The sequence below is a fragment of the Candidatus Desulfatibia sp. genome, assembly GCF_036446775.1.
Lineage (GTDB): Bacteria > Desulfobacterota > Desulfobacteria > Desulfobacterales > UBA11574 > Desulfatibia_A.
The window spans coordinates 1-5,951 of the sequence record NZ_JAZFTO010000288.1 but is presented as its reverse complement, the minus strand read 5'-3'; the positions used below and the strand labels follow the sequence as shown (position 1 = coordinate 5,951).

The window sequence follows — 5,951 nt, the reverse complement described above, 5'->3', positions numbered from 1 at the left end:
CGTTTGTTTTAGACTCTTTTTTTGTCACAATAGCTTCTTTCAGCCGGGTTGGTCCCCGAATCCCGGGCCATACATTTATTTAATGCGCCCCGTGTTTTGGTCCCCCTATCTTGAAGGCCTTTTCTATGTTAACGTTGATTTAATGTTTTAGCAAAAGATTTTTTTTAGAAAAGGCCCGTAACGTCTGATGGGTGATGTATTTGCGCGGATTTAGTTATCGAATATTTGACATCAGGAGTTAATATCTGTTAACATTTCGATTATGTTAAGAAATTTTCAGTAAGATTTATCTTGGGCCAAACAAATATTCTCCCAGGAAATTCCGCTTTTTTTTAGGAGCCATTACAATGATAGATCCAATTGCATCCGAAATCGAACATCTTTACCGGGTTGAAAAGTTCCTGGAGTCCATGTCCGACTTCAATCAACTGATTGAAGCCATCATCCGGGAAAGTGCGGCGGCATTGAACGCCGAATCATCCTCGCTGGCTTTGTACGATGAAAAAGAAGATCAGCTTCATTTTTTCGTGGCCCGGGGAGAAACGCAAGAGAGGGATTTTGAGCGCAAGCTGAAAAGCATTCGGCTGAAAATGGGTTCGGGAGTGGCGGGGTGGTGTGCTCAAAAAAAAGTGCCCGTTATCATCAAAAACGCCTATGATGATCCCCTGTTCGATCCAAGTATTGACAAGCAGACGGGGTTCGTTACGCGTTCGATTCTGGCCGTCCCCATGGTCCACAGAAAAAAACTCATAGGAGTTGTGGAAGCGGTAAACAAGAAGGACCTGGACGGTTTCACGGAACACGATCTAAAAGTGCTCTCGGTTTTAGCAGCTCAGGCGGCCCTGGTGATTGAAAATGCGAGGCTCTACGACGAAAACATCCGCCAGGCGCGACTGACTGCCATTGGGCAGGGCATCGCCGGAGCGGCCCATTGCATTAAAAATATCCTGCACGCCATGGGCGGAGGGGGATATATACTTGAAACCGGCCTTCGAAAGGAAAAGCTGGAGACAATTGTAAGAGGCTGGGACGTCCTGAAACGAAACAGCCAGGTCTTGAAGGATCTCGTCCTCGATATGCTGACGTATTCGCGGCCGCGTGAACCGGAGCTTGAGCCATCGGATATCAACCAAATCTGCAAGGACATCGCTGATCTCCTTAGAGAAAAGGCCAGGGAAAATAACGTCGACATCTTATTGGATCTGGAGTCTAACATGGGGGCGATCAACCTGGACCCCAAAGGTATATATCGTTGTATCCTCAACCTGGTTTCAAACGCTGTGGATGCATGCGACAAGCCGGCAGGTGTCGTTGTTATCACCACAAAGCGTATAGAGGGTTCACTTGAAGTTTTGGTTTCCGACAACGGATGCGGCATCAGCAAGGAAGACAGGGAGAACATCTTCAACGTTTTCTTCAGCACGAAAGGGTCCAAGGGAACAGGGCTCGGCCTGTCTGTGACGGAAAAGATCATCAGCGAACATGGGGGAGAAATCAAAGTGAAATCAGAACCCGGTGCCGGCACCACCTTTACCATTAAATTGCCCGGGTACTCCAAGAATTTTATATAACGCTAACCCGGAAAATATCCCCGTCCCTGAAAAAACAGAAGCAAGAAGAATTCTAAAGAACTACTTCCAGTGGGAATTTGTCATCAATGATGCCGGGACTATTTTACAGGCAAGTGAAATAGAAGAGAATTACAGTATATCTTTCTGGGACGCTTTAATCGTTTCAGCGGCCTTTTCTAAAAATGCCGCGACCATCCTCACGGAAGATCTTCAACATGGACAGCGAGTGGGAGGCATTCTAATTCATAATCCATTTCTGCGGGAACTTCCGGAACACTAGAACCATCTTTTGCCGACCGGCAACTTGTAGGGATTTTCGACTCGTCTTGGGGTTGGGTCTTTACAGAAAGGGTAAATATGACCGCAGCGAATAGCTAATGCCTGCGGTTTTGATTTGTGTCGGCATTCATCATTATGGAGATTTAGAAGCAATCATCGCCTCTTTAACCGTTTTTGGCAGGTCAACAACTACGAAAAAGTCATTTGGAAATAGGTAATCCTCACCCGATTCGTCAATTACACGAATCTGGTGATAGCTGACCGCTTTCGCATCTTCAATCACCTTATACACTTTCCAGCGCTCCAAAGATGCCTCATAACCTAGGTTGTTAACGCATATAGCAAAACTCTTGTTTCCCATAACTCTCCATCCCAATTAATCAAGGATATGTTTTATTTTAAATTCTTTTTTTCCAATTCCGTGGGCTTCGTACCAGCGAACTTCTGCCTTACAAACAGTACCATCTTTTAACCGAATCTGGGCAATCCCTTTAAGTTTCCTCCAACGCCCATCTCCATAAATCTTTACCAGCCGTTCAACTTCATGAATCGATTTTCCAACGGCAATTGTATCTATGTCTGTAAACCGTCCAACTATTTCAAACGTCACTAATACCTTTCCCTTGAAAAATCACAAAGATCAGATTATCCGAGTGAGATTGCAACTCCTATTAATATATAGCATTAAAAACTCAAAGAAACAAGGTAGCTGTAAAATGAAACATTCTGGATATGCACAGTATTAAATCTGTGCCTTTTTATTTTCCAACATCAGAATGTACGAAGGTTTCCGTGTTAGGGAATCTCAAATATTTTACCATCTCGAAGGTTTTCTGATGGTTGTTCCAGGGATAAGGTCTGGTAGTTGAGATATTTTTAGCACACCACCCCTAACTTTTTTATATGGCGTATCATCGGCTTTCCCGGCTTGTTGAGTCGTAGCTGAAAGCGAAGCCTAAAGGGTAAATAAAATGAAGATTTAAAAGAAAAATTATATCTCACTGATAGAAGAGATATAAGATTTCAAAAAAGTCAAAAAATGTGCTTTAATTTTAGTATGATCCAGAGTTTCTTCATTTTGTTTACGATCAATTGAGGTTCTACATAATCGCAGCTAGTCCGGCAGGTCGGCAAGGAACCGGGCCGGGGTAAGGATTTTAATATCACCATGTTCTTTCAATGAAAGCAGATGTCGGTCACCGGACACGATCACGTCAGCACCTGCGGATTCTGCACAGCGGATAAATTTATCGTCCGACGGATCCCTCGAAATGATTACCGGCCCCGATGGGATGTCTACGATTTCAGAATAAGGAAGTATCTCGTCATAAATAAGGTAGCTGATCTCTTTTTCCGACAGCTGGAATCGTGGATATGTTAAAACTCTCATAATTTCATCGATAATCTCTTTGCAAACAAAGAGCTGAATACGTCCTTCTTTCCACAAATCGATTAACCTGCCCGGAGTGCCGCCAAACAGAAGTGCGGAAACAATAACGTTGGTGTCAACTACAACCGGTATTACTTTGTTCTGGCCCATCTAATAGCTTCACTCACGCTGCCGGGTTTCAAACCGAGTTTGTCGATTTTATATCGAATTTGATCAAGGTTCGTATCCATAATCTTGGCCGGCTTGAGCATTACAACCCCATTTACAAGTTCAAGATCAAAATATTGAGTCTCCGGAAGCTGTTCCATTATTTTTTTGGGAATGGTTATCTGATTTTTAGAGGTAATTTTCGCTAACATTTTCTTAATCCTTTTTATCTGTTTTCATTGTTTTCTTACTTCCTTACTACATTACAAGACAAAAATCAACATAAAAACGGGGGTGGACCGAAAAGTCCACCTCCCCGTTGTTATTCATTGGCACGCCCGTTGAACACCAAATTTGTTGTTATTATAGTCGGTTATTGTGGCCCGACCCCAAATAACATTACGAAACATTCATTAATAAAAGATTCCAGGTGATAGAACGGTCGCTTTTCGTAGTAAGTCGGATTGAACCTTTGTCAGTCCTGCATAGTCGGATGCTTCTGCCCAGTGCGTTTCGATTTTATCAACTAATTCTCTTTTAATAATAATGGCATCCTCTTTTGTTAGTCCGAAAAGACCCGCTTCAGACAGAGCATTTTTTAGGGTACTTGAGCGGCCCTGTTTTCCCACAATCATGGCCTGGTTGGCAGTCAGGCCGGATCGAAGCATAGGGCAAATATCATACGCAGGGGTTAGCTGATACCGGGCTCCGTCCCAGAAAAATGCATGGTTTCTGGCATGATCGTCATTATTGCCAATCAAAATATTAAACATCATGCGCCGAAAAAGCTGAGAGTTATCCTGACCGGCATCTTTAGCATAGCGCCTTATAAAACCCGCAAGGTCCAGGTAAGACGCCAACAGGCTTTCGGTTTCATGCAGCTGCAAAGCTGTTAAGGCGCTAATCATAAACCGTCTTTTCATGCCGGCCTCAGTACGAATGCGATCGAACCTTTCAACCAGCAAAACGTCTTTTCCCATGGACTCAACCATTCTAACGGCGGGAACCTTGACACTGCACTGTCCAGCCAACCACATGGCGGCCAGCTCGCTTCGTACCACCGGATACTGGTCTGTGGTGGAACTGAATTTGGCAATCCAGCTTGATCGATTATCATACAACAATGCTTTTGGCCTGGCGCCGCCCACACTGGAACCATGCAGTAAAGCACTGGCCAGGGCATCCGGCAGCGGCTGTCCGTTTTCAATTAATTCGGCCGCTTCAACCAACTGATCGAGCGTGGCGGCTTGTGTTTCTTGTATCTGATAATGGTCGGATGCTTTTTGTATGACCAAAGCACCGATACGATCTGATCCGGCATTTAATAAGTAATCAAGCTCGGTGATATTAGCTTGATCTAATCGGTATAAAAGCACTCTTCTTCCCCAGGCATCAGGTGCAGCATCCCGGATCACACTATGCATCTCGCCGACTCGCGGACGAAAAACGCCGCTTTCCAATGGAAGCTCACGTATATCCAATGAAATCGCAGCGCTCTTTTCAAGATAGCTTTTGCCATAAAAAAATTGAAGTTCTCCGGCATCTTCCTGCAACTTGCCGCATAGTACCGGCTCAGTGGCATCCGGTAGCCAGATCCAAACAAAAGCTTCAGAAGTCATTGTCTATTTTACCCTTTTTTGTCCGAACTCGTTCGGGTAAATGTTCGCGAATTTTTTCAAGATATGCGGCAACGGATGAATTTGCACGCATTCCGGCAAAATCGCTCCAGGAAAGTATTGGCAGGCCCAGTATCCACGCAGCCGTGAGATAATAACCGATGGCAACCTCCGGTGCGCCATGTTCTATCCGGACGACGGTCATTCGACCAACGCCTACACGCTTTGCCAGTTCCGCCTGGGTAAATTGTTTTTCCTTGCGCCCGGCCTCAATCAGCATCCCCAGTTCTTTAAGCACGTGACGAACCGGTAACGGCAAGTGGTTTTCAATTGGTTTTCGAGCCATTATCGTATCCTCAAAAAAGATCTATAAATAGATCACAATAATATTTAATGATCTATTTATGATACTTTTTATGATAAGTCAAATGTTTTTTTTGATTGTTTTACAGGATCGGTAATCCTGCTCCCTGAGGAATTCTGTGCAATTGAATAATTTCATGCAATATGCGGGCTAAAAAGGTGAGTAAACATTATAGCAGACCGAAAAAAAATAGATTGGACATAAAAAAGGAAGCAGGGAGTGAACCGAAAAAGCCCATCTCCCTGTTGTTATTATTTGGCACGCCCGTGGTCTGGGGTCAAACCTTGACGGGCTGTTGCCCAAATCGATTTTTCACACTTTTTATGAATTACCATATTTTGCTATTGTTTAACCTGTTGAATTTATTACAACCGAATTCTCTTTTTTGATGAGTTATATGCTATTTTGTCTGATAATTGGATTTGGGCAACAGCCCGTTGATTTGTGATTAAAATCATTAATAAATCATTTGTCTAATCAATTTAACTATCTGCAATAAATCAACATAACGCACAATAATCAATGATCAAGGTTTGACCCCATTCCCTTGGGAAAATACGAACGGCAGCACTACATCGGCGTCA

Annotated in this window: 8 protein-coding genes; 2 read left to right on the top strand and 6 right to left on the bottom strand. The window is 43.7% G+C overall.

All coding sequences use genetic code 11. From position 1 onward, the window contains the following. Window positions 1-347: 347 nt before the first annotated feature. Together V3S16_RS13655 and V3S16_RS13650 are read left to right on the top strand one after the other, a co-directional pair. Complete coding sequence (locus V3S16_RS13655; protein WP_413885848.1) at window positions 348-1,571, top strand: ATP-binding protein; 1,224 nt, start codon at window positions 348-350, stop codon at window positions 1,569-1,571. Continuing rightward, complete coding sequence (locus V3S16_RS13650) at window positions 1,516-1,851, top strand: PIN domain-containing protein (RefSeq protein ID WP_413885850.1); 336 nt, start codon at window positions 1,516-1,518, stop codon at window positions 1,849-1,851. Before V3S16_RS13655 ends, V3S16_RS13650 begins: the two co-directional genes overlap by 56 nt. Before the next feature lie 132 nt (window positions 1,852-1,983). On the opposite strand, the gene V3S16_RS13645 is transcribed toward V3S16_RS13650, so the two are convergent. The 6 genes from V3S16_RS13645 to V3S16_RS13620 form a co-directional block, all read right to left on the bottom strand. After that, window positions 1,984-2,211 carry a hypothetical protein gene (locus tag V3S16_RS13645; RefSeq protein WP_413885846.1) on the bottom strand — a complete coding sequence of 76 codons (228 nt, stop codon included), beginning with the start codon at window positions 2,209-2,211 and terminating at the stop codon, window positions 1,984-1,986. Window positions 2,212-2,226: 15 nt separating this feature from the next. Next, window positions 2,227-2,460, bottom strand: coding sequence for a hypothetical protein (locus V3S16_RS13640; protein ID WP_413885844.1), 234 nt, complete (start codon window positions 2,458-2,460; stop codon window positions 2,227-2,229). 504 nt (window positions 2,461-2,964) lie between these two features. After that, entirely contained in the window at window positions 2,965-3,390 is a 426-nt protein-coding gene (locus V3S16_RS13635) for a putative toxin-antitoxin system toxin component, PIN family (protein ID WP_413885842.1), read from the bottom strand. Then, window positions 3,372-3,599: a hypothetical protein gene (locus tag V3S16_RS13630; RefSeq protein WP_413885840.1), complete on the bottom strand. Its 228-nt coding sequence runs from the start codon at window positions 3,597-3,599 to the stop codon at window positions 3,372-3,374. Before V3S16_RS13630 ends, V3S16_RS13635 begins: the two co-directional genes overlap by 19 nt. Window positions 3,600-3,800: 201 nt before the next feature. Then, window positions 3,801-5,006: a type II toxin-antitoxin system HipA family toxin gene (locus V3S16_RS13625; RefSeq protein WP_413885838.1), complete on the bottom strand. Its 1,206-nt coding sequence runs from the start codon at window positions 5,004-5,006 to the stop codon at window positions 3,801-3,803. Then, a complete protein-coding gene (locus tag V3S16_RS13620) occupies window positions 4,996-5,349 on the bottom strand; it encodes a helix-turn-helix domain-containing protein (protein ID WP_413885836.1) in 354 nt (117 codons plus the stop codon). Before V3S16_RS13620 ends, V3S16_RS13625 begins: the two co-directional genes overlap by 11 nt. Between the last annotated feature and the right edge of the window lie 602 nt (window positions 5,350-5,951).

Bases quoted from the DNA above. Each gene is read 5' to 3' on its own strand.
- V3S16_RS13635 (WP_413885842.1), bottom strand. From the start codon at position 3,390: ATGGGCCAGAACAAAGTAATACCGGTTGTAGTTGACACCAACGTTATT.
- V3S16_RS13625 (WP_413885838.1), bottom strand. From the start codon at position 5,006: ATGACTTCTGAAGCTTTTGTTTGGATCTGGCTACCGGATGCCACTGAG.
- V3S16_RS13620 (WP_413885836.1), bottom strand. From the start codon at position 5,349: ATGGCTCGAAAACCAATTGAAAACCACTTGCCGTTACCGGTTCGTCAC.
- V3S16_RS13630 (WP_413885840.1), bottom strand. From the start codon at position 3,599: ATGTTAGCGAAAATTACCTCTAAAAATCAGATAACCATTCCCAAAAAA.
- V3S16_RS13655 (WP_413885848.1), top strand. From the start codon at position 348: ATGATAGATCCAATTGCATCCGAAATCGAACATCTTTACCGGGTTGAA.
- V3S16_RS13645 (WP_413885846.1), bottom strand. From the start codon at position 2,211: ATGGGAAACAAGAGTTTTGCTATATGCGTTAACAACCTAGGTTATGAG.